This is a genomic window from Planotetraspora sp. A-T 1434 (genome assembly GCF_025420585.1).
Taxonomy (GTDB): Bacteria; Actinomycetota; Actinomycetes; order Streptosporangiales; family Streptosporangiaceae; genus JAOEGB01.
This window is the reverse complement of the sequence record NZ_JAOEGB010000016.1, coordinates 59580-81100: the sequence shown is the minus strand read 5'-3', so window position 1 is coordinate 81100 and position 21521 is coordinate 59580. Positions and strand designations below refer to the sequence as shown.

Here is a 21521-nt window from a genome sequence, read left to right as displayed (position 1 = left end):
CTATCCGGGAGCGCGGAACACCTTCATGAAGAGCTGGGTCAGGGGGCCGATGGTGACGGCGAAGACGACCGTCCCCACGCCGACGGTGCCGCCGAGCAGCCAGCCCGCGCCGAGCACGGTGAGCTCGACGAGCGTACGGCCCAGCCGGATCGACAGGCCCAGACGGGCGAGGCCGGTCATCAGGCCGTCCCGTGGCCCGGGGCCGAAGCCGGCGTTGATGTAGAGGCCGGAGGCGGCCGCTATGCAGACGATGCCGCCCAGCAGGAAGGCCCACTTCGCCGCCCATTGCCCCGGCTCGGGGACCAGCCACATCACGAGGTCGGCGAAGGTGCCCACCAGCACGACGTTGCTGATCGTGCCGAGCCCGGGCCGCTGGCGCAGCGGGATCCACAGGAGCAGGACGAGGGCGCCGACGAGGTTGATGCACACCCCCATCGACCAGCCCGTCCGGACCGACAGGCCCTGATGGAAGACCTCCCAGGGGTCGAGGCCGAGGCCGGACTGGACGAGCAGCCCGATCCCGGTGCCGTACGCGGTGAGACCGATGTAGAGACGCAGAAGCCGAGACGAAAGGGAACCAAACCGGGGCAGCGAAAGCTCACTCATAGTGGTTTCCATCTTTCGGGCCATTTACTTGTAAATAAAGAGCCAATACGGGAAAGTGGCCTTATGGACCGGTATCTTAGTGCGCCGCAGCTGGCCCGCCTCCTGGAGGTCCCGCCGGACGCCCGGCCCTACTACAAGGCCCTGGCCGAAGCCGTGCGCGGCCTGATCCTGGACGGGCGGCTGGCCGTCAGGGTGCGGGTCCCGGCCGAACGCCACCTCGCCGAGGCCCTGGGAGTCAGCCGGACGACCGTGACCACCGCCTACGACCGGCTGCGCGAGCAGGGCTACCTGGAGAGCCGCCAGGGGTCGGGGAGCTGGACCGCCCTGCCGGACCCGGCCGCGCTCGGGGCCGACAACCCGTGGATCAGCCCCGACCACGACGGCCTGCTCCCGCTGCACACCGCCGCGCCGCCCGCGCCCGCGCTCCTCGGCGAGGCGATCGCCGAGGCCGGGCGGGGCTACCACCGGTACGCGCTGGGCATGGGCTACGACCCCATCGGGCTGCCGGTGCTCCGGGAGGCCATCGCCCGGAGATACCGCGAGCGCGGCCTGCCCACCCGGCCCGACCAGATCATCGTCACCACCGGCGCCCAGCAGGCCATCCACCTGCTGATGACCCTGTTCGCCGGGCCGGGAGACCCGGTGCTCGTGGAGTCGCCGACGTACCCGCACGCGATCGACGTCGCGCGGATGCGCGGCGCCCGCCTGGTGCCGGTCGGCATCCCCGAGGACGGCTGGCACCTCGACCTGGTGACCTGCGCGATGCGGCAGTCGGCGGCGAGGCTGGCCTACGTCATCCCCGACTTCCACAATCCGACCGGCCACCTCATGGGCGACGAGGACCGGGCGGAACTCGTGGCGGCCGCCCGGCGGTACGACACCACCCTGCTGGCCGACGAGACCTGGGCTGAGCTGGCCCTCGACGACGTCGGCTCGCCCGCGCCGCTCGCCTCCTTCGACACCGACGGGCGGGTGGTCGGCATCGGGTCGGCGTCCAAGCTGTGGTGGGGCGGCCTGCGAATCGGCTGGGTCAGGGGCACCGCCGCGCTGGTCCGCCGCCTCGCGATGCTGCGGGCGGCCGTGGACATCGCCAGCCCGGTCTTCGAGCAGCTCGTCGTGGCGCACCTGTTCGGGCGGATCGAGGAGACCCGGGCGGAGCGCCGCCGTGCGCTCGGCGCGTCACGCTCGGCCCTCGTCGCGGCGCTGCGCGAGGAGCTGCCCGCGTGGACCTTCACGACGCCGCCGGGCGGCGGCTCGTTGTGGGTGCGGCTGGACGCTCCCGTGGCGAGCGCCGTGGCCGAGGCGGCCGCCACCCGCGGCGTACGGCTCGCCCCCGGCCCGTGGTTCGGTGTCGAGGGGACGCTCGAACGCTACCTGCGGCTGCCGTTCACCCAGCCGGCGCAGATCCTGGAGGAGGCGGTCCGCCGCATCGCGGGCTCTGCCGCCCCGTACGGCTACCGCCCCCGCGAGGCGCTCACGCCGACGCTTTGAAGGTCACCTCGACGCTGTGAAGGTCGCCCGGCTCTGTGGAGGTCACCCCGGCTCTGTGACCCCCCGGGCCAGCGGGGCCCGCCAGCCGTACCGCATGGCGACGATCCGCAAGCCGAAGGCGAGCACGGCGGAGGCCAGGGTGGCGACGAACCCGCGCACGCCGAAGCCGTGGAGCGTCGCCATCACGGCCGACCCGAGCATCGCCGGGACCGCGTAGAGCTGCCGGTCGTAGAGCAGGCTCGGCATCTCGCCGGACAGGACGTCGCGGAGGATGCCGCCGCCGACCGCGGTGAGGACGCCGAGGAAGACCGCGTGCGGCCCGCTGAGGCCGTAACTGAGCGCCTTGTGGGTGCCGACCGCGCAGAACAGGCCGAGCCCCGCCGCGTCGAAGATCAGTACGCCGGGCATGGCCCGCTCTATCTGCGGATGCCAGAAGAACGCGATCGCGGTGGCCGCCAGGGGGACGAGCAGGTAGCCGACATCGCGGAACGCCGCGGGCTGCACTCCGATGAACAGATCCCGGAGGATGCCGCCGCCGACCGCCGTGAAGAACGCCAGGACCGCCATCCCGACGAGGTCCAGCCGCTTGCGGACCCCTTGGAGCGCTCCCGAGAGAGCGAAGACGAGGATCCCGGCGAGATCGAGGAGGGGAGTCACGGGTCGTCAGTCTCGCATGAGCGCCCGGAGCCTCCGCATGGACGCCAGCAGTGCCAGGCCGGCGAGGAGGGCCACGAGGGCGAGGCTCAGGTAGTACACCGGCATCGGCACCACGCTGGTCAGCCGGTAGGCCTGGCCGCCGATCGAGTCGCCGAGGGAGATGGCGAGGTACCACACGCCCATCATCTGGTTCTCGAACGCCCGGGGCGCCAGCTTGTTGGTCACCGAGAGACCGGTGGGGCTGAGGAACAACTCGCCGATGGTCTGGATGAGGTACACCGAGATGAGCCACATGACCGACACCCTCGTGCCGCCCGACGCCACGTGGGCCGCCACCGACATCACCACGAAGCTCAGCCCGACGAGCAGCAGCGCCACGGCGAACTTGAGCGGCGTGCTGATCCGCTCGCCCGCCTTGAGGAACAGGTCGGCGAAGGCGGGGGCCAGGATGACGATCGCGATCGAGTTGACGTTGGACACCCAGCCCGCGGGCATGTCGAAGCCCAGGATGTTCAGGTCGGTGTTCTTCTGGGCGAACAGCGTCAGCGCGCTCCCCGACTGGTCGTACACCAGCCAGAACACGGCCGCCGCGAGGAAGAGCCACAGGTAGGCGTAGAGCCTGACGCGCTCCTGCGGTGTGATTTCGTGTGAGCCGGTGAAGAGGAAGACGAAGTACGCCACGGGGACCGCCGCCGTCACGACCGCCAGCACAAGGGCGAACCGGTCGATGGTGAACGTGCCGGTGGCCGCCCACGCGGCCAGCGCCGCCGCCACCACGACGATGGTGACGCACAGGACGATCGTGAAGCGGCGCCGCTCCTCAGGAGTGAGCCGGTGGTCGGGCTGCTCGCCGACGCCCCCGAGCTTCGACCGGCCCAGGACGAACGTGACCAGCCCGACGGCCATGCCCACCGCCGCCGCCCCGAAGGCCAGGTGCCACCGGTCGCCGCGCTGCAGCCACGGCACCACCATGATCCCGACGAAGGCGCCCAGGTTGATGCCCATGATGAAGATCGTGTAGCCCGCGTCGCGGCGGGCGTCGTCCGCGTGCCGGTAGAGCTCCCCGGCCAGGGCGGCGATGTTCGGCTTGACCATGCCGCTGCCGAGCGCGATGAGGGCGAGGCCGAGCCAGACGAACGGCCCGCCCACGGGGACCGCCATGCTGATGTGGCCGCACATGATCACTACGGCGCCGTACAGGACCGTCCTGCGCGGGCCGAACAACCGGTCGGCCATCCAGCCGCCTGCCAGCGCCAAGAGGTAGACCGACGCGATGTAGACCCCGTAGACCGCCGCCGCCGTCGTCTCCGCCAGGCCCATCCCGCCGCGCACCGCCGGCGCCGACAGGAACAGCACCAGGATCGCGCGCATGCCGTAGTAGCTGAAGCGCTCCCACATCTCGGTGCCGAACAGCGTGGCGAGGCCGCGCGGATGGCCGAAGAACGTCTCCTCCCGCTCGGGCGATCGGGTCGCCGTGGCCGCTCCTCCCACTGGGCTCTGGGAGGAGGGATGGCCAGATGAGTCGTCGGGGCAAGGGTCCACGTTCTTCTTCCTTTCAGGGTCTTGATCGGAGTTGTGCGGTGTGATGCGATGCATCCCACTCATCCAGCAGGGCACCCATGTGGAGGCGGGCGATGGCCGGGGTTGTTGACGTGCGGGCCGCGATCCTGAGCGAGATCGCCGGAAGGACCGTGTGCGGCCAGCTCAGGCAGGTGGCCGAGGAGCACCCCGACGCCCCCGCCTACTCCGACCCCGTCGCGGGGGGTGGCTGGGCCACGCTGACCTACGCCGAGGCGCGGCAGCGCGTACTTGAGATCGCGGCCGGTTACGCCGCCCTTGGTGCCGGGCCGGGCGACGCCGTCGCTCTCATGATGGTCAACCGCAGCGAGCACGTGCTGGCCGACCTGGGCGCGGTCCACGCGGGCGCGGTCCCGTGCTCCGTCTACGGTACCTTCGCCCCAGACCAGGTGGCGTTCGTGGGCAGGGACGTGTCGGCCAAGATCGCCGTGCTCGGCGGGCCCGCTGAGCTGGCCCGATGGGAGCCGATCCTGGGCGAGCTGCCCGGCCTGAGCAAGATCATCATGCTGGAGGGCGCCCCGGACGGCGACGACCGCTTCCTCGGCTGGGCCGACTTCCTCGCCCTCGGCGCCGAGGCGCTCGCCGCCGACCCGGCCGCCGTGGACGCCCGCTGGAAGGCCGTCGCCCCCGACGACGTGCTCACCGTGCTCTACACCTCCGGCACCACCGGCAACCCCAAGGGCGTGCCGCTCACGCACACCAACGTGCTGTTCGAGGTCGAGTCCACCGACCGCATGACCTCGCTGCCGGCGCGGGGCACGCAGATCTCCTACCTCACCTACGCCCACATCGCCGAGCGCGTCCTCAGCCTCTATCTCCCCCTGTTCAAGGTCTCCCACGTGCACTTCTGCACGGACCTCGCGAACCTGGGCGCGACGCTCGGCCAGGTCAGGCCGGTGATGTTCTTCGGCGTCCCGCGCGTGTGGGAGAAGATGATGGCCAAGCTCCAGGCGCTGCTCGCCACCCAGCCAGAGGAGCAGCAGGAAAACGTCCGCAAGGCGATGGAGGCCGGGCTCGCCTACGTCGAGGGCCTCCAGTACGGCCGGACCGTCTCGCCCGAGGTCCAGGCGGCCTACGAGCAGGCCGACGCGGCGCTGCTGTCGATCATTCGCGCGATGATCGGGTTCGACGCCGCACGCTGGCTCGCCACCGCCGCCGCCCCCATGCCCACCGAGGTCCAGCGGTTCTTCGCCGGTCTCGGCCTCAAGGTCATCGACGTGTACGGCATGACCGAGACGACGGGCGCCTTCACCGCCAACAGCCCGGACACGTTCAAGCTCGGCACGGTCGGCCAGGCCGAGCCCGGTGTCGAGGTCAAGATCGCCGAGGACGGAGAGATCCTGACTCGGAGCCCGCTCAACACCACCGGCTATCTGAACCGGCCGGAGGCGACCGCCGAGTTGATCGACGCGGACGGCTGGCTGCACACCGGCGACGTCGGCTCCATCGACGACGACGGCTTCGTCCGGATCGTCGACCGCAAGAAGGAGATCATCATCACCGCCGGGGGCGAGAACATCTCCCCGGCCAACATCGAGAACCACCTGAAGGAGCACCCCCTCATCGGGCAGGCCCTCGCTTACGGGGACGGCCGGCCGTACCCGGTGGCGATCCTCACCCTCGACGGCGAGGTGGCCCCGGGGTGGGCGCAGGCGCGGGGCATCGCGTTCACGTCACTGGCCGGCCTGGCCGAGCACCCGGACGTGCTCAAGGAGGTCGAGGCCGCGGTGGAGGCGGCCAACGAGAAGCTCGCCCGCGTCCAGCAGGTCAAGAAGTGGCGGCTGCTGCCCGTCGAGTGGACCGCCGAGACCGAGGAGCTCACCCCCAGCCTCAAGCTCAAACGCCGCGTCATCCACGCCAAGTACGGCGAAATCATCACCTCCATGTACTAGTGGGTGACCATGCGGTGATCATGCGGTGATCATGCGGTGATCATGCACGGGTTCCCGGCCGTACGGCAGGCCAGGGCCTTCTCTGAGCGTGATCATGCACGGTGTCCCCCGGCTTCGGCCTGAGCTGGTAGGACGAGTTGTGTGATCATGCGATTCCGGATCGCATGATCACCGGCCGCGGTCTCGCTGGTCAGCCGGTCGTACGGGAAGGTGTGCATGATCACGGTGAAGGGGGGGAGGTCACCGATGGTCCGTGGGAAGGCGTGCATGATCACGGCGGGGTTTTGCCTGTTGGGGTGTGTTTCAGGGGGCGGGTGATTACTTGGCGCCGCATACGGTCACAGCCCATGATGAGACGTTTGATTGCGACGCCGATCCTCGCGGTGGCGGCTCTGTCGGCCTCCGCCATGGCTCCGGCGACCGCGACCGGCGATCTGGCCATCCGGTCCATCACCGTGAAGCCGGCCAACCCCGTGGTGGGCCCCACCGGCTCCGTCAAGCTCGTGATCGAGGTCGTGGCACGCGGTGCCACGAGCGTCTCGGTCGCCCTCGAACCGGGCCGCTCGGCCAACCCGGCCAACCCGGCCAACCCGTCGAACCCGGCTGCCCCGTCGGACCAGGGGGAGCCGGAGACGACCCCGGCCGGCATCTCCGGGATGGTCACGCCGCTCTCGGCGCCCGGCGTGGCGACGCCGTCGGCCGTGCCGGGCAACCCCGCTCCGGCGCTGGTGGCGGCGGAGGACCCGGCGCCGAACCTTCCGGCCCAGGCCCAGTCACAGGCGCCGATTCGTCCCGCGCAGGCGCCGGTTCTTCCGGCTCTGGCCCAGGTTTCTCCCGCTCCGAGCCTTCCGGCTCCCACTCCGGGTTTCCCCGCACCGGCGCAGGGTTCTCCCGCTCCGACCGCTGACACCGTGCCGGCCGCTGGGACCGGGCCGGCGGCGGCCGCCGCTCTTCTGGGCGCCTCCTCTCCGGACGGCTCTCAAGGCAGCTCTCCCGGCGGCTCTCCGGCTCTCGCGCCGAGCACGTCGTCGACCTCGCGGCCGCCCCTGCGCGGCGTGCGGGTATCGGCCCCGCCCGTGGGCGGCGGCAGCCGTGGCAACGAGTGGGAGACCTGGCGGTTCCTGCCGGAAAAGGCCCTCTCACGCTGGTATCCGAGCGGCCCGTGGACGGTGACGGCCACGGCGAAGGACGCGGCGGGCGGCACCGTCACCGCGCGGACCACGTTCTTCCTCAAGCGGGCGACCGAACTGGAGGGAGTGCACGCCGTCCGCGCCGACGACCGGGTCCGGATCACCGGGACGCTGCTGCGGGTCGATCCGGTCGGGCGGGTCGACTACCGGCCCTTCCCCGGCCAACCGGTGGCGATCTGCTTCCGTCCCGGCGGGTCGAAGGTGTGGCGGACCGTCGCGACCGCCGTGACGGGGAAGGACGGCTGGTTCTCCGCCCGGGTCCGCGCGACGGGCGACGGCATGTGGCGGGCCGAGTACGCCGGGACGGGTCACTACGCGCCGGACACCAGCTCGGACAGGAATCCGTAAATACACCCTGAATCAATATAAATCGCCGTACATCATCGTGAATCGCCGTACACCGCCCGGTTTCGACTGTCGGAACCGGGCGTACGGCCGTCTACCAGGCGTTCAGCCATCTATGCGGATTTAACTAACAGCCACGTGATTAAAGGTGAGAGATGGGGTAGAGAGGTCCCGTCATCGGCGAGAGACGGTCATAGTGGGGTAAGCGAAGCCAGCCGGGGTGACGTCGATGAGCCAACCGAAGGCTTGCGTAAGGGGACCTGTGGTGATCCGTTTGCTCCTCGCCGAGGACATGCACCTCATCCGGAAGGCGCTGGTGGCCCTGCTGTCTTGCGAGGACGACATCGAGGTGGTCGCCGAGGCCGCCAAGGGGGAGGACATCGTGCGGCTCGCCTGCCTGCGGCGTCCAGACGTCGCGGTCCTCGACATCGGGATGCCGGGAGTCGACGGGCTGACCGCCGCGGCCGAGTTGCACCGCCGATTACCGAACTGCAAGACCGTGATCCTCACCGGCCTCGGCACACCCATGGCCCTCCGGCGGGCGCTGGACGCCAACGTGCGCGGCTTCGTCGTGAAGGACGCCCTGCCCAGCCATCTCGTCGACTGCATTCGCCGCGTCTGCGGCGGCCAGCGGGTCATCGACCCCGACCTGGCCGTCGCCGCCCTCGACTCCGACAGCAACCCGCTGACCGCCCGGGAGCTCGACGTCCTGGAGACCGCCGCCGGGGGAGCGACGGTCAGCGAGATCGCCGATCAGCTCTCACTCTCCCGTGGAACGGTCCGCAACTACCTGTCCCGCATCCTCACCAAAGTGGGTGCCCGCTCACGCGTCGAGGCCATTCAGATCGCCTCGGAGTCCGGCTGGCTGTGGCCGGTGGGCGGGCGCGAGATCGGCGTCCTGCGCTACCGTTCCCGGCGGTAGCTCCCAGTATCCGGTCCAGTGCCCCACCAGGTCGGCGTAGAGCGGTGACGCCGCCACCATCTCGTCGTGGGTCCCAGCAGGACCCTGGTCCCGTCCATCACCAGGACGCGGCGTGCCCGCAGGGCCGACGAGATCCGGTGCGCGATGACGACCAGCGTGCCCCCGCGCGCGGCTAAGGCCGCCTCGGCCCGCGCCTCGGCCGCCGGGTCCAGATGGCAGGTCGCCTCGTCGGGGACGATCCAGGAGGGCGGGGGCGAGAGAGGTCCTGACCAGCGCGATGAGCTGCCGCTCGCCCGCCGAGAGCTGGGCGGGGTCGATCTCCGCCTCGTAGCCGCCCAGCCGCCGGACCAGGGCCGCCAGCCCGAAGGCCGCCACGGCCTCGTCCAGAGCACTCATGGGGGAGTCCGGGGCGAGGTAGGTGAGGTTGGCGGCCAGGCTTCCGTGGAAGACGTAGGCCTCCTGCGGGATCAGGACCCGGGCCGCCGGGCCGACCTCGTGGGCCGGAACGCCGCCGATCAGGACGGTGCCCGCGCCCGGCCGCAGCACCCCGGCGACCAGCGTGGACTTGCCGATGCCGCTCGGCCTGACCACGGCCAGGTGGTCACCCTCGGGGACGACCAGGTCGAGCCCGTCGATCACCGGCTCGGCCCCGGGCCCGTAGGCGAAGGTGCCCCCGCTCAGCTCCAGTCGCGTCCCGGCGGCGGGCCGCGGCTCCGGCGCGGCCTCCCGCCGACCTCCGGTGCCGAGGACGGGCACGAGAGTGCCGTCCGCGTCTTCGATGGCGAGCACGCGCTCGCCGTTCTCGGTCACGCACCACCGCTCGGCGAACCCGCCGTACCGGACGAACAGCGGGCCCTCGCCGTAGCGCAGGCCGCTCAGGATGTACGGCCCGGCGACGCCGTCGAGGGTCTCGGCGAGCTCCTTGAGCACGAGCTCCAGCTGGACCTCGTCGACGGGGTAGATCGTGACAAGCTTGCCGCTCGACCCGCGGAAGGCGTACTTGGAGTTCTGCATCATCATGACGCGCCGGCCGCGGAGGAACTTGAACGCCAGCCCGCGGGAGACGCAGTAGTCCCACGCCGCCGCCAGCACCCGCTCCGCCTGGTCCATGCACGAGGAGATGTGGATCTTCCAGCCCTGCTGGGGCAGGGCGCCGCCGGCCGGCGCGTAGTGCATTTTACGTGTCCGTCGCCTGGTGTGCCCACCCATCGGGGACGGGGCGCGCGGCGATGGGAAAGTCGGGGTGATCCGCACGCTTCTGGTCGAGGGTGTTGTAGAAGAAGGGATCCGCGAGGCAGTAAATCTCGTACTTACTAATCACAGGATGTCCCCTTAGGCCGGTCAAATCAAAGAATTCCGGAAATAGGGGGACGGGCCAAGTTACGGGTGTCAACAGACTGCTATGTGAATTTCCTGTTATTGACCATGCCGTGGTCATGGTGCCTCGTGATGGAATCCACGGCCGTGCCGTGGCGGAGATGGCGTGATCACCTGTCAATTCGCAGGTCAAAGCACGAAAAAGCAGTGCACCCGAAGGATGTGGGGGATTCCGTGCGGTCTCCCCGGGACCGGAATTTCCGTCGCCAATTACCCACATGTTAACTCGTGAGTGGTGCGAGTGGCGCATTCCGGAATGGAGCCAATGGTCTCTAGCGCCGGGCGCGGTTGGGGATCTCCACCACGAGCCGGAACCAGCCATCGAGGTCCAGGATCGTTCCCACCACGCCGTCCAGGGCGGCGGCGCGGCTGCGGAGGTTGTCGATGCCGCTGCCGGCCCCCTGTCGCGCGACGATAGGCTCGACGCCGTCGTTGGCCACGGAGAGGATCACGGAGCCGCCCTCCACGGACATCTCGATGACGCACAGCCGTGCGCTGCTGTGGCGCAGGACGTTCGTCACGGCCTCGCGGACCGTCACGGCCAGCACCGCGCCGACCTGGGGCGCCAGCTCCACGTCGGCGAGCTCGACCTTGCAGTCGATGCCGTACGCCCCGAGCACCGCCCGCGCGTTGGCGATCTCCGACCAGAGGGAGATCTCCTGGTAGGACCGGGTGAGGTTGCGGATGTCGGTGGCCGCCTGCTGGATCGACTCGATCACGTCGGCCAGGGCCGGTCGTACGGGGGCGTTCTGGTCGGCGAGGCGGTAGGCGAGCTCGGCGGTGAGGGAGGCCAGCCATAATCGGCTGCTGACCAGGTCGTGCACGTCCCGGCCGAACTGCTCCCGCGCCTCGGCCGCCGCCTGCCGTACGGCCTCGGCCTGCGTGGCCTGTGCCCGCCGCAGCCGGCGCAGGACTACGGCGAGGAGGACAAGGGAGGCGCACAGGATGCACCCCAGTGACAAAACGAGCGCAAGCATGACAGAACTGGGCAAGTGAGGATCCTCCAGTCATGCTCGCAGGAAGATCGGTCTCACCTTGAGGTGCACAGGCTAGATCCTTGCATACAAGTCAAGAAATATGATGACTTGACAGCGACGGAATCCTATTCTATTTCGGCATTCTCATCGTGGCCGATGATCTGTCCGGGGGGTCACGGAATTCGGCTGTCGAGAACGGGAATTCCGGCCATAGACAATTGACGCACGTGCCCGTCGCAGGCTCACGCCAGCGCGCGGACCGCCGCCCGGAACAGGGCGGGCAGGCGCTGGGCCGCCGGGACGATCATCCGCGCGGACCGGGGGTGATGACGGGCCTCCAGCAGGGCGGCGGTCAGGAACCGGTGGCGCAGCGACAGCCGCCGCCAGGCGTCCTCGTACGCCGCGGGACGGCCGGCCCGAAGGCAGCCCACGAGGGCCTCCGCGGACAGCAGCGCCAGCGACAGTCCCTCGCCCGTGAGCGCGTCCACGTATCCGGCGGCGTCGCCGACCAGCAGCACCCGCCCCGCCACCCGCGACCGCACGCGCTGGCGCAGCGGCCCGGCTCCGCGGACCCGCGTCGCGGGCGGCCCCTCCAGCAGGGACAGCAAGTCGGGGAACTCCGCGAGGTGCTCCCGGTAGCTCCGCCGCTGCGAACTCAGCACGGCCACACCGACGAGGTCGTCGCCCACAGGCGTGACGTACGCCTCGCCGCCAGGCGCCCAGTGCACCTCCACGAAGTCGGTCCACGGGGCCATCCGGTAGTGCCGGCGCAGGCCGTACCGCCGGGGGCGGGACACGGGGAGCTCCAGCCCGAGCATGGCGCGCAGCGGCGAGTGCAGCCCGTCCGCCGCGACCAGCCACCGCGCGCGGACCTCGGTCGAGCCGTGCCCGTCCCCGGCCCGGCGGACGCCGGCGTCAACGGCGGCGTCAACGGCGGCGTCAACAGCGGGGTGGACGGCGTCGTCGTGGCCGGTGGGGTGGCCGGTGGGGTTGGCTGTGGCATGGATGGCGCCATGGACTGTGGGGTGAATGGTGGCGTGGACGGCGTCCGCGTCCTGGTGCACGCTCCCGACGTGGCCGGGAACGACCCGGACGCCCAACTCCTCGGCGCGCTGGCTGAGCGCCGCGTGCAGCGAGGTCCGCCGCACACCCAGCCCGGGGCCGTCGCGGAAGGCGGCCTGGACCCGATGGCGCCCGTCGAGGTAGCGGATGCCCTGGAACGGCCTGCCCTCCATGACCACGCCCATCGACCGGAGGGCCGCGGCGCCCGTCGGCATCAGCCCCTCCCCGCACGCCTTGTCCACGGGCCCGGTCCGGGGTTCGACCACGACGGCCTCCATCCCGGCGAGCGCCGCGTGGATCGCGGTCGCCAGACCGGCCGGGCCTCCGCCGGCGACGAGCACATCGATCACAGGGCCGTCCCGCCCGAGCTCCGCACGGCGGGCTCGCGGGGCGCCAGCGCGGCCAGGGCGGCGTTCTCGCACCGGATCCGCACCACCATCAGCGCCGCGTTGAGCACGGTGAAGGCGGCCGCAGTGAGCCACGCGCTGTGCACCAGCGGCAGCGCCGCGCCCTCCACCGCCACCGCCACGTAGTTGGGGTGGCGCAGCCACCGGAACCGGTACGGCCCGCGGGTCACGAGCGACAGCCCGGGGACCACGATCACCTCGGTGTTCCACTGGTGTCCGAGCGCCGAGACGCACCACCAGCGCAGCCCCTGCGCGGCCACGACCAGGCCGAGCATCGGCCAGCCGAGCGCCGGGACGAACGGCCGGTCCGCCAGCCACACCTCCAGCAGACACCCCCCCAGCAGACCGGTGTGCAGGGCGACCATCCACGGGTAGTGGCCTCGCCCGGCGACCACCCCGCCGCGGCCGAGGCTCCACCGCGCGTTGCGGCGGGCGACCACCAGCTCGGCGAGGCGTTCCGCGCCGACGAGCGACACGAGCAGTGCGTACCAGGGCGACATTTCCGGGAACCTCCGGGTCGGCTACCAGCGCAGCAGGACGAGCTCGGAACAGAATCCGGGACCCATGGCGATGAGCAGCCCCGGCGTGCCGGGCGGTGGAGGCCGCAGGGCGAGGGTGTCCCGGAGGACATGCAGGACGGAGGCGGAGGACAGGTTGCCGATCTCGGCCAGCGAGCGCCACGTGAGGCCGAGGGCGCCCGGAGGGAGCCGCAGGGTCTCGGCGACCGCCTCGAGGACCTTCGGGCCGCCGGGGTGGCACACCCAGGCCGTCACGTCGTCCGTCGTGAGGCCGTGGTCCGCGAGGAAGCCGTTGACGTCGTCGGCGAGGTAGGTGCGGACCACGTCGGGGACGCCGGCGTCGAGCACGACCTTGAACCCGGTGTCGCCGACGTCCCAGCCCATCACCCGTTCGGAGCCGGGATAGAGGTGACTGCGGGTCGCCACCACCGTTGGTCCGGCTGAGTGCTGAGACGGCCCCGGGCGTTGGGGTTCGGGGTGTCCGGATGCCGGGTGTCCGGATGCCGGGCGGGCTTCGGGGCCGCAGGCGACCACGGCGGCGGCACCGTCCCCGAAGAGCGCGCTCGCCACCAGGTTCGCCACGGAGCCGTCGGCGCGCTGGAGGGTCAGCGAGCAGAGCTCGACCGAGAGCAGCACGGCCACGTGACCGGGCCAGCCGCGCAGGTAGTCGTGCAGGCGCGCGATCCCCGCCGCCCCCGCGACGCAGCCGAGGCCGAACACCGGCACGCGCTTGACGTCCGGCCGCAGCCCGAGACGGCCGGCCAGCCGGGCGTCTATGGACGGCGCCGCGATGCCGGTGACGGACGTGCACATGATCATGTCGATGTCGGCGGGCGCCAGCCCGGCCGCGTCCAGAGCCCCGCCGACCGCCTCCGCCCCCAGCTCCACGGCCGCGTCGATGAACAGGTCGTTGGCCATCCGGAAGCCGTCGAGCTTGCCGTACTGGTCGAGCGGCAGCACGAGGTTGCGGTGGCCCACCTGGGCGCTCGCGTGCAGCCGGTCGAGCAGCCTCCGGTCGGTGCCCGCGGGGAGGCACACCTTGGCCACCACGTCGGTGATCTCAGCCTGGGAGTAGCGGTTCGATGGGAGGACACCGTGGACAGCGGCGATTCGCGTCATCTCATCCCCCGTGCCGGCGACAGCAGCGACACCTTCCTTTTGCCCGTCTTGGCCATCCCCATGCCTCGCCGGTCCGGGGTGATCGTCGCGATGAGGGCGAGAGGCTACGCTCGGAGCGTGACCGAGAGCGGGGCTTCAGGGGAGACCGCCGATCGGCGCGCCCCGGCCCTCGTCGGACGCGGGTTCCGGCCCGCGGTGGTGGCCGGGCTCGGGCGGGCCTGTCATCCGGGGCCGACCGTGGCGGTCACCGCTCTGGTCACCGCGCTCGCGGCGGCGAGCGGCCGGGACGCGGCGGGCTGCGTGCTCGTGGCCGTCGCCGTGCTGACCGGCCAGCTCTCGGTGGGCTGGTGCAACGACGCGCTCGACGCCGGACGGGACGCCGCCGTGGGCCGCACGGCCAAGCCCATCGTCGCCGGCCTGGTGAGCGCGCGGACGGTCTTCGCCGCCGCGATCGTCGCGCTGGTCCTGTGCGTGCCGCTCTCGCTGGCCTGCGGCCTGGCCGCCGGCGCCGTCCACCTCATCGCCGTCGCGGCGGCCTGGGCGTACAATCTGGTGCTGAAGGCGACCGCTCTCTCCTGGCTTCCCTACGCGACGGGATTCGGCGCGGTGCCGGTATTCGTGGCCGCCGGCCTGCCGGGGCGCCCGTGGCCGGCGTGGTGGGCCGTCGCCGCCGCGGCGCTTCTCGGCTGCGGGGCGCACCTCGCCAACGTGCTGCCCGACATCACCGCGGACGTCGCCACCGGTGTCCGCGGCTGGCCGCAGCGCCTCGGTCCCGGCCGCGTGCGGGCTCTGATCCCTCTGCCACTGCTGGCCGCTTCCGCGCTGCTCGTGTTGGCGCCACCAGGCGCCCCGTCCGTGCTGGGCTGGGCGGGGCTGGCCGCCGTGACCCTGTTCGGCGCGGCCGGGCTGCTGCTCGCGGGACGGTCGCCCAAGGCCCCGTTCGCGGCGGCGATCGTCTGCGCCGCCGTCGACGTCGTCCTCCTCGTCGCGACGGGCACCGGCATCACCTCCCGCTGAACCGACGCCGTACGGCAGTCGCTCAGGGGGCCCGCCTTCGCGTTCGGACCTGTCGGTGGCCGTCCCGGGCTATGTGGCGGGATCCGGCATGGCGATCCCGCCCGCCGCCGGCGCGTCGGCCGGGGGCAGCGCCCTGACCCCGGCCACGATGAGCGCGATCCCGCAGACCACGAGCGCGGCGAGCTGGGCGATGATCACGACCGTCATCGTCCGGCTGAACGGGTCGACGGCCCCCAGATTCAGGCTCGCGGCCATGGCGAGCAGGACGGGCACGATCAGGATCGCCAGCGCGAGCGGCACCGAGGGCCGGCGCCCTGCCCGCCCGGCCCGCCGGGCCCTTCCGGCCCACGCCACGCTCGCGAGGAGGAGCGCCAGGCAGGCCAGGCCGGCGGGGGCCATCCATGGCCAGATCCACGGCCATACCCGCACGTCGATGAGCGGAGCCAGCGACATGGAGGCCAGTACGGTCAGCATGCCGTACAGCAGGCAGCCGGCGACGAGGGGCACGGCGGCCGCCCAGAGCGGGTGACGTGCCACCGGCGCGTCCCGGTGGAACCCGGCGAGCAGCGCCAGCACGGGCACGAGGAGCATGAGGAGGGAGGGCGCCATGGACCTGAGCATCACGTCCAACGGCGCGAGGGCCGACGCCACGTCGTACACCGCCGACGCGAGGCCGAGCAGCGCCGCCGCCTTGGCGATCCGGACGCGGCCGAGGGCCAGCGCCACGAACGCCGCGGGCCCGAGCAGGTCGGACGCCAGCCGCATGACATGCCACAAGCGTTCCCCGGATCCCGGGTCGCCGAGGAAGGCCGAGTAGTCCGGGTGCGCCGGGCCGAGGAGGCCATAGCCCTGCAGCTCGCTGCCCAATGTCGCACAGCCCAGCGCGGCCTGGAAGGCGAGCCCGAGCAGGGCCACCAGCCGGACCGTCTCCCCCCACGCGTAGAACCTCGGCGCCGCGCCGATGCCGCCGAGACGGACCCGGACCGACAGCGCCGCGACGCTCGCGATCTCCGACCAGCGCGGCCGGGGGTTGTCGTCGTCCATTACCCCCTCGGAGCCCTCCAGGAAGGCCGAGACCATCTCGTCCTCCCGCGCCGTCCGGTAGGACGCGGGCAGCAGCCGGAGCACGCGCCGGTAGCGCTCCTCCAGAAGGGACATCCCCGTCATGCCGGTCATCCCCGTCATGCCATGCCTCCCGCGTGCCGGGCCCGCAGGCGTTCGCTGGCGCTTCTGGCGTTCGCGGCCAGCCGTACGGCTTCCGCCTCCAGTGCGCGCGCCCCCGAATCGGTCAGCCGGTAGTAGCGGCGCAGCCGTCCCTGCTGGACCTCCTCCCGGTCCGGCGCGACCAGCTCGTCGGCGGCCAGCCGGTCGAGCACGCCGTACAACGTGCCGATCTTGAGCTGCACCCGCCCGTCCGACAGCTTCTCGACCTCCCGCGCGATCCCGTAGCCATGCCGGGGCTCGTCGACCAGCGCGGTGAGGACGAAGAACGCGGGCTCCGTCATGGTCCGAGGGCTCATGCGCCGATAATATATCGGCTGACAAGATATTGGGAGGGGCAAGTCAGCTCCGGCGCAGGACCCGGTAGCCGTCCTCCCGGAAGACGAGCCGATACCCGTGCTCGAGCAGGAAGCGAACTCGGGCCGACTGCTCGTTGACGGAGACGAACGGGAAGGTCCGCTGCCGCACGTCCGCCACGACCCATGGCGCCCAGCGGGGGGTGCGGTCCCACAGGAGTGTCTCGGTACGGCCGGACAGGGCGGGAGCGAGATTGCCCGCCGCCTCGCACCGTGCGCCGTCGGGCACGACCGCCACGGCGTGCTCCGCCGCCCGCGTCCGCTCGGTGGAGGCATGGAAGCCCGGAGTGAAGAGCCCCCCGAAAGCGAAGAACGGGACGCTCGCCAGCCCCGCGGCGAGGGCCGGCGCCGCCCACCACTGGGCGGCGTTCGCCCGTCTCCCTCGTCGTCTCCCTGGTAGGGCGTTGAGACGCCCGGCGAGCCTCCGGGCGCCGTCCACCCCGCCGGCGAAGACGACGACCACGACGAACGCCCCGTAGTGGTAGTGCGGAACCCACCAGTTCGGGAACGAGCTCGCCAGCATCCGCTCCGCGAGCAACGGGATCGCGGCCAGCGTGACCGGCGAGAACAGGGCGGTGAAGAGTACAGGCAGGAGCAGCAGCGCGACCGTCCGCGCCTTCACCGGTGGGTTGACGAGCAGCCCCAGGGCGTCGCCGGGATGCGTCAGGGCGTGCCGGGCCGCGCTCGGGAAGTCGCCGCCGAGGGCGGAGTAGGCCCAGTAGTAGTCCGCCCGGCCGCCGAAACGCGGGATCAAGAGCTGGCTCGCCGCGTACGCCGTCACGACGCCCGCAGCGACGAAGGCCGCCCCCAGCCGCCTGCCGTCCTTGCGCGTGATCATGAAGAGGCCCAGTCCGGCGACCAGAAGGCCCATGTCCTCCTTGACGAGCAGAAGCAGCGCCGCCGCGAGGGTGACGTGCCCGGCTCGGCCGGCCTGATGGCGCTCCAGCAGGATCGCGGTCAGTGGCGGCACGAACGCGGCCTCGTGGAAGTCGAAGGCGACGGTCTCGGCGATCGGCCAGGAGACCGCGTACGCGACGGCGACGCAGTAGGCGGCACGGCGCGCGCCCGGCGCCGTCAAAGCTCCGCCGAAAGTCCGAGAGGTGTACGTCCAGAGGAACGGGATGGGCAGCGCCAGCAGGATCGCCTGCGCGACGAGCAGCGTCTCGGGGCCGTCGTGGATCCAGTAGAGGGGCGCCAGCGTGGCCAGGATCGGCGACCAGTGGTCGCCCAGCACGGAGAACCCGGGCCCGAACCCGTTGTGCACACCCTTGATCATCGAGATGGGCGGGCCGAACCGCGAATACGACCTGACCGCCTGATCGAAGATCACGAGATCATACGCCCCGGCCCGGAATCGGGCCAATGACATTAACGAGTAATAGGCATACAAGGCTGCCGAAACGGTCGCGATGAGAGCAATTCCGATAATGTCGAATCTTGTCCGGAAGAATGGCCGCCGAACCCCGGCCCCGCGTGGATCCGTGCGCACCGGCGGGCCGATTCTCATTCGGGCAGGCGATATCCGAGCGTCCATCACATCACTTGCCGGGTTCGGCGGAAAGCCGCGTCCAACGAGACAGGCTATCGGCAGCCGTGTAACGGCAGGGTGTGCGGGGCTCAAAAGCTCGGTCCCGATGCGACGTCTCCGAGCAGCTCGGGCCAGGCGTTCCCGAAATGCGTGCCGCCGAGAGCATCCCGGAAAATGCCGCTATGCCGCACATCCGGTTGCGAGGAATGCGCCCTCGATGGTGGATTCCCAATTACGGTGCGCGGGATCGCCGGGCGGGTCGTCGTTGACAGTTCACGAAGTGGCCGCCATTTTGTCTGTTGCAAGGAGCCGATATTCTCGCCGCAGCTACTCACGTCATCCTCGTCATGCGGGCGTTTCCCCGAGTAGCGCGCGCTGTATTCTCTGGGAGGAATTCGCTGGTGAACGGTTCACATGTGCGCGGGCCCGGATCAGGGCCGGGGCGGCGGGTGCCGGCCGGTCTGGCCGCGCTCGCCGCGTCGGTGTCGCTGGTGGCGGCCACGCAGGGCGGCGCGCTGGCGGCGCCCGGCTCGCCCGGCTCGACGGCCGGCCATCTGGGCACGCCCAAGGCCCCGGTGACGGTCTTCGCCGAGGACTTCGAGAACGGGCAGGGCCCGACGCCGATCCTGGTCACCGACTACACGGGGGCTGCGCCGGTCAAGGAGACCTACACCGCCGATCCGATCTGGCTGACCTCCTGCAACGGCTGGATCGCCTCGCAGCGGAACCCGGCGACCCCGCCGCCGTCCGCCGGATGCGGAGGCTGGTGGACATCGGTCAAGCAACTGGCCGGCACGCTGGGCCGATGGGCCGGTGGGGACCCGGCGGCCAACCACGCCGTCACCGCGTACACCAACAGCGACCCCGGACCGAACAAGACACAGCTGGAGACGAGCACGCCGATCGCCATCGGGGCGCGTGACCGGTTCCTCGCCTTCTCCGTCGACGTGGCGGAGACGAACTGCCACGGCAACCACGCCAAGCTGGGCTTCTACCTGCTCGACGGGGCGACGGCGGTGCCCACCTTCACCACGCCGATCGAGCCCTGCGCCCAGGCGACCACCACCCTGGACGGGATCCGGGTGGGCACGTTCACGAGCAACAGCCCGGTGCTGTTCGACGGCTCCACGGTGGGGCTGCGGCTGGTGAACTTCCAGGGCAGCGGCTACGGCAACGACGCCGCCTTCGACAACGTTCGCGTCCTGGACGTCACCCCGCAACTGGGCATCGGGTTCGGCTCGACTCCGGCCGAGGTCGGCACGGACACACCCATGAAGTTCACCATCACCAACACCAGCGAGCTGGCGGTCAAGAGGGGCTGGTCGTTCACCGAGAACCTGCCGGCCGGGCTGACCGTCGGGCGCGCCGCGGCGACGACCGACTGCGCGGGCGCGACGGTCACCGCGCCGGCCGCCGGCGGGCGGATCACCGTGACCGGGACCCTGGCCGCGGGCAAGGAGTCCTGCACCGCCACCGTCCCGGTCACGTCGAAGCACGCGCGCACCTACACCACCTGCCCGGACGACCTCACCAGCTACGCCGGGGTGAATCCGCCCGCCTGCGCGGACGTGCGGTTCGCCGCCCCGGTGCTGGTCTTCGACGCCCACGCGCACGGCGGCCGGGTCACCGCGCCGCTGGTGTCCGTCGCTCCGCTTGCTCCATCGGACCTCACCTGCACGCAGAACGCGGGGAGAGACGGCAGGACGCTGCTCAGCGCCACGCTGTCCACCCTCGGCTCCGTGGGGGTCATCACCACCAGCACGGCCGGCACGGTCGACCCGGACGGGCTGCGCATGGTCAGGGCGTCCGCCGAGACCTCCCGGGTGAACCTGCTCGGCGGCCTGGTGACGGCCGACACGGTGACCGCCGTGGCCAAGGCCCAGGACGACGACACGGGCCTGGTGAGCACCGGCAGCGAGGTGAGGCTCGCGAACCTGAGGGTCAACGGCGTCACCATCAACGAGCCCGGCGCCAACCTCGTGATCGACATCCCGCTCGTCGGCAAGATCACGATCAACGAGCGGGTTCCGATCGCGGGCGGCCGCGGAGTCGTGGTCAACGCGGTCCACGTCCACACGACGGCCGGCACCGACATCATCGTCAGCCACGCCAGGGCCGCGCTGACCCTCCCCGGACAACCCTGCCCCACCGTCTGATCACGCCGTCTGATCGCGCCGTCTGATCGCGCCGCCTGACGCGCCAAGGGCTCGCCCGCGCCGCACGGCATGGGCGAGCCCCCGCTCATCGGTGGGCCGTTCAGGGTCGCGGGCCGGGCGGCGTCCTATGGTGAGGTATGGGGGAGATCCTGGTCGGGACGGCGTCGTGGACCGACAAGACGCTCCTGGCCTCCGGGTGGTATCCACCGCACGTCACGACGGCCGAGGAGCGCCTGCGCCACTACGCGGGCCAGTTCCCTCTGGTGGAGGTCGACTCCACCTACTACGCTCCGCCCGCCGAGGACACGGTACGGCTGTGGGCCGACCGGACCCCGCCGCGGTTCACCTTCGACGTCAAGGCGTTCTCGCTGCTGACCCGCCACCCCACCCGCCCGGCCGCGCTGCCCAAGGACCTCCGGCCGGAGGTGGACCCGGACAAGAGGAACCTGTACGTGCAGGACCTGGAGCAGGCCGTCGTGGAGCAGGTCTGGGACCGCTTCGTGTCCGCGCTGCTGCCGCTGTGGGAGGCCGGCAAGCTCGGCGCGGTGCTCTTCCAGTTCCCCCGGTGGTTCCCGATCAGCCGGGGCAACAAGCACTACATCCTGGAGTGCAAGCGGCGCTGTGATCCCCTGCGGATCTCCGTGGAGTTCCGCAATCACACCTGGATGAGCGAGGAGAACCGGGCGGAGACCCTCGACTTCCTCCGCTCGTACGGCCTGCCGTACGTGTGCGTCGACATGCCGCAGGGCTATCCGGACTCGGTCCCGCCGGTCGTCGCGGCCACGTCCGACCTGGAGATCGTCCGCTTCCACGGGCACAGCGGCAAGTGGACCAGCCGCGACATCCACGAGCGCTTCGGCTACCTATACTCGCCCGAGGAACTGGAGGAGTGGGCGCCCAAGCTGTGCGAACTCGGCGCGGAGACGCCGGAGACGCATGTCTTGATGAACAACTGCTACCGCGACTACGCCCAGACCAACGCCCGCCAGCTCGCCGGCCTGCTCAGTGCCATACCCGCCTGCCAGGTGCGCCCGGCCGAGTCCCATGCCTGATCGGACCGCGGTCCAACGCCTTGAGGGTGTTCCCGGCCGCCGTAGCGACC

18 protein-coding genes are annotated in these 21521 nt (G+C 71.2%); 7 read left to right on the top strand and 11 right to left on the bottom strand.

Features of this window, described 5'->3' with window-relative positions; translation table 11 throughout:
* Window positions 1-606: a YczE/YyaS/YitT family protein gene (locus N5079_RS21370; protein ID WP_261585727.1), complete on the bottom strand. Its 606-nt coding sequence runs from the start codon at window positions 604-606 to the stop codon at window positions 1-3.
* A gap of 63 nt (window positions 607-669) precedes the next feature.
* Between N5079_RS21370 and N5079_RS21365 the strand changes: the two genes are divergently transcribed.
* Window positions 670-2097, top strand: coding sequence for a PLP-dependent aminotransferase family protein (locus N5079_RS21365; protein ID WP_261585726.1), 1428 nt, complete (start codon window positions 670-672; stop codon window positions 2095-2097).
* A 42-nt stretch (window positions 2098-2139) separates the two neighbouring features.
* Here N5079_RS21365 and N5079_RS21360 read toward each other — a convergent pair whose 3' ends face one another.
* Together N5079_RS21360 and N5079_RS21355 are read right to left on the bottom strand one after the other, a co-directional pair.
* On the bottom strand, window positions 2140-2754 hold the full coding sequence (locus N5079_RS21360; RefSeq protein WP_261585725.1) for a trimeric intracellular cation channel family protein: 615 nt from the start codon (window positions 2752-2754) through the stop codon (window positions 2140-2142).
* A gap of 6 nt (window positions 2755-2760) precedes the next feature.
* Complete coding sequence (locus N5079_RS21355; protein ID WP_261585724.1) at window positions 2761-4245, bottom strand: peptide MFS transporter; 1485 nt, start codon at window positions 4243-4245, stop codon at window positions 2761-2763.
* Between the two features lie 143 nt (window positions 4246-4388).
* Here N5079_RS21355 and N5079_RS21350 point away from each other — a divergent pair, with 143 nt between their 5' ends.
* The 3 genes from N5079_RS21350 (at window position 4389) to N5079_RS21340 (ending at window position 8681) form a co-directional block, all read left to right on the top strand.
* A complete protein-coding gene (locus N5079_RS21350) occupies window positions 4389-6224 on the top strand; it encodes an AMP-dependent synthetase/ligase (RefSeq protein WP_261585723.1) in 1836 nt (611 codons plus the stop codon).
* 350 nt (window positions 6225-6574) lie between these two features.
* Window positions 6575-7762 (top strand): hypothetical protein, encoded by a 1188-nt coding sequence (locus N5079_RS21345; RefSeq protein WP_261585722.1) that lies wholly within the window; start codon window positions 6575-6577, stop codon window positions 7760-7762.
* A 262-nt stretch (window positions 7763-8024) separates the two neighbouring features.
* Window positions 8025-8681 (top strand): DNA-binding response regulator, encoded by a 657-nt coding sequence (locus N5079_RS21340; protein ID WP_261585721.1) that lies wholly within the window; start codon window positions 8025-8027, stop codon window positions 8679-8681.
* Here N5079_RS21340 and N5079_RS21335 read toward each other — a convergent pair.
* The 5 genes from N5079_RS21335 to N5079_RS21315 form a co-directional block, all read right to left on the bottom strand.
* Entirely contained in the window at window positions 8583-9857 is a 1275-nt protein-coding gene (locus N5079_RS21335; protein WP_261585720.1) for an ATP-binding cassette domain-containing protein, read from the bottom strand. The genes N5079_RS21340 and N5079_RS21335 overlap by 99 nt on opposite strands.
* Before the next feature lie 473 nt (window positions 9858-10330).
* Window positions 10331-11035 carry a sensor histidine kinase gene (locus tag N5079_RS21330; protein WP_261585719.1) on the bottom strand — a complete coding sequence of 235 codons (705 nt, stop codon included), beginning with the start codon at window positions 11033-11035 and terminating at the stop codon, window positions 10331-10333.
* Between the two features lie 242 nt (window positions 11036-11277).
* On the bottom strand, window positions 11278-12447 hold the full coding sequence (locus N5079_RS21325; protein WP_261585718.1) for an NAD(P)/FAD-dependent oxidoreductase: 1170 nt from the start codon (window positions 12445-12447) through the stop codon (window positions 11278-11280).
* Complete coding sequence (locus tag N5079_RS21320; protein WP_261585717.1) at window positions 12444-13004, bottom strand: isoprenylcysteine carboxyl methyltransferase family protein; 561 nt, start codon at window positions 13002-13004, stop codon at window positions 12444-12446. Before N5079_RS21320 ends, N5079_RS21325 begins: the two co-directional genes overlap by 4 nt.
* 21 nt (window positions 13005-13025) lie before the next feature.
* Window positions 13026-14141 (bottom strand): type III polyketide synthase, encoded by a 1116-nt coding sequence (locus N5079_RS21315; RefSeq protein ID WP_261585716.1) that lies wholly within the window; start codon window positions 14139-14141, stop codon window positions 13026-13028.
* 117 nt (window positions 14142-14258) lie between these two features.
* Here N5079_RS21315 and N5079_RS21310 point away from each other — a divergent pair, with 117 nt between their 5' ends.
* Window positions 14259-15158, top strand: coding sequence for a UbiA family prenyltransferase (locus N5079_RS21310; protein WP_261585715.1), 900 nt, complete (start codon window positions 14259-14261; stop codon window positions 15156-15158).
* 69 nt (window positions 15159-15227) lie between these two features.
* Here N5079_RS21310 and N5079_RS21305 read toward each other — a convergent pair whose 3' ends face one another.
* Genes N5079_RS21305 through N5079_RS21295 form a run of 3 tightly spaced genes read right to left on the bottom strand, consistent with a single transcriptional unit; the run spans window position 15228 to window position 18104 of the window.
* Window positions 15228-16343: a hypothetical protein gene (locus N5079_RS21305; RefSeq protein ID WP_261585714.1), complete on the bottom strand. Its 1116-nt coding sequence runs from the start codon at window positions 16341-16343 to the stop codon at window positions 15228-15230.
* Window positions 16340-16678 (bottom strand): PadR family transcriptional regulator, encoded by a 339-nt coding sequence (locus N5079_RS21300; protein ID WP_261585713.1) that lies wholly within the window; start codon window positions 16676-16678, stop codon window positions 16340-16342. The genes N5079_RS21305 and N5079_RS21300 overlap by 4 nt, the downstream gene beginning before the upstream one ends.
* A 43-nt stretch (window positions 16679-16721) precedes the next feature.
* Window positions 16722-18104: a DUF2079 domain-containing protein gene (locus tag N5079_RS21295; protein WP_261585712.1), complete on the bottom strand. Its 1383-nt coding sequence runs from the start codon at window positions 18102-18104 to the stop codon at window positions 16722-16724.
* A 560-nt stretch (window positions 18105-18664) separates the two neighbouring features.
* Between N5079_RS21295 and N5079_RS21290 the strand changes: the two genes are divergently transcribed.
* Window positions 18665-20419, top strand: coding sequence for a choice-of-anchor P family protein (locus N5079_RS21290; protein WP_261585711.1), 1755 nt, complete (start codon window positions 18665-18667; stop codon window positions 20417-20419).
* A gap of 137 nt (window positions 20420-20556) precedes the next feature.
* The gene (locus N5079_RS21285; RefSeq protein ID WP_261585710.1) at window positions 20557-21471 is read left to right on the top strand and encodes a DUF72 domain-containing protein; all 915 of its coding nucleotides are present in this window, start codon (window positions 20557-20559) and stop codon (window positions 21469-21471) included.
* Window positions 21472-21521 lie beyond the last annotated feature (50 nt).